Genomic DNA, 1,748 nt, shown 5'->3' with positions numbered 1-1,748 from the left:
GTTGACTTACACGGTAACTGCCGGTGAGTTCACTGCTACCAAGAAGATGATTGCTGTAAAATAATGATTGTGGATAAGGCGTATTCTTACGTCTCTGCAAACGTTGTTACAACAACATAAATAACGAGAGGGCTCCGGAATTTCCGGGGCCCTCTCTGTTTTGGGGTAATGAAAAAAGTCAATTACTAGCAAAGCTTGCTACTCAAAAAATAAAGGAATTCTCAAGGAAAAAATAATGCTTCATTACTTACCATAAAATTTTGTAACTTGCACCAATATTTATATTGAGTAATTTAATTTACATAATCCCATGAAGTTTCAATTATCCCAATGCTTTGGGGTTGTCGCGTTATTGCTTGTGTCGTTATCTCTTACAGCACAGGATGCCCCTTCTATCTATATTAATGACAATGAAGTTGAGCCAGGTCAAACCATTGATGTAGATGTACTTACAGCTGATTTCAATGAGATTATATCGTCTTCTTTTAACGTAGCCTGGGACTCTATGATGCTACGTTATGTTGGTGTAAGTAACATTGCACTTGGTCTTTCTGAGGACGACAACTTTAATCTAATTACAGCAGGAGAAGTCAACTATTTGTATTTTGATAACTCTCTCGAAGGAAATACGCTGAGTAATGGGACACCCCTTTTTACTTTGCAACTAGAAGTAATTGGCGCAGACGGAGAGCAGACCGAGGTGGATTTTGCCGGCTTAATGGAAGTTGTAGATACTTCTGAAACAGATATTGGTGGTGAATTCCTAGGAGGTCTTATTACGATCGGTGAGGTTAGTAGTACATCAATTGCGACCGAGTCACCCCTTCAGGCAGAAGTGTCTCCCAATCCATTCTCTGAGACTGCTAACGTTATTATTGAACTCAATGAAGGAGGTGAAATCTCTTGGACATTAAGTGAAATAAGTGGCCAGCGAGTTATGGAAGGCAAAACCTTTTTTGGCCCAGGAAGTAATGTGCTTAAATTAGAAAATACACTTTTTAAACATACAGGTGCTTATATTTTGCAGCTTCAAATGGGTGATGTCTCTATTACCCAGCGATTGCTTTATGTGGCACCCTAGTTAGACGGACTACTTTAATCATACATCCCAAATTCCCCAAAACCATGAACGGACTGCTAAAACACCTGTTCACTGGGTTGCTATTGCTGTGCATTGTCCAGTTAGCGGCCCAGCCGACTTTTACACTTACCCCTTCTAACAACTTAGTCGACCAAGGCAACTCTTTTACTGTTGACGTAAGGGTTAGTAGTTTTACTAATGTAGCCAGCATCCAATTTCCTATTAGTTGGAATGATGCGATCATTAGTTACCAATCAATCTCTAATATTAATTCGACGGCTCTTCCTGGGCTTACCATTAGCTCTTTTGGTGTTCCAGGATCGGGAAATGCACCTGATGATCGAGTCGTGTTAAGTTGGAATCATCCGAATTTTACGGGTGTGAGCCTCGCAGATCAAACGGTCTTATTCTCTTTGACCTTTCAAGGTGAAATAGGAGGTACTACGCTTATTGAGTTCAATGAAAATTTACCACAGTCTATTGAGGTCCTTGATGCACAAGGCAATGACCTTGGATTTGTTGGAAACGATGCGTTAGTTACGGTTAATGGCGGCGGCGGTGGTCCAACAGGATTTACCTTAAGCCTTGCTGATGTAACAGCGAATACTGGCGATAATGTGTGTTTACCTATTACGGTAAATGACTTTAATAGCATTTTGGGGATGCA

At 40.6% G+C, this 1,748-nt stretch carries 2 protein-coding genes; both read left to right on the top strand.

All coding sequences use genetic code 11. From position 1 onward, the window contains the following. The first annotated feature begins 310 nt into the window (after positions 1 to 310). A complete protein-coding gene (locus tag A3EU_RS0126740) occupies positions 311 to 1,081 on the top strand; it encodes a cohesin domain-containing protein (protein WP_020539254.1) in 771 nt (256 codons plus the stop codon). Between the two features lie 44 nt (positions 1,082 to 1,125). Beyond that, on the top strand, positions 1,126 to 1,748 hold a 623-nt coding region (locus A3EU_RS32035; protein ID WP_020539253.1), incomplete at its 3' end, for a cohesin domain-containing protein.

The organism is Lewinella cohaerens DSM 23179, assembly GCF_000379805.1.
Lineage (GTDB): Bacteria > Bacteroidota > Bacteroidia > Chitinophagales > Saprospiraceae > Lewinella > Lewinella cohaerens.
Note: the sequence above shows the minus strand (reverse complement) of the source record. Positions and strands in the feature narration are given on the sequence as shown.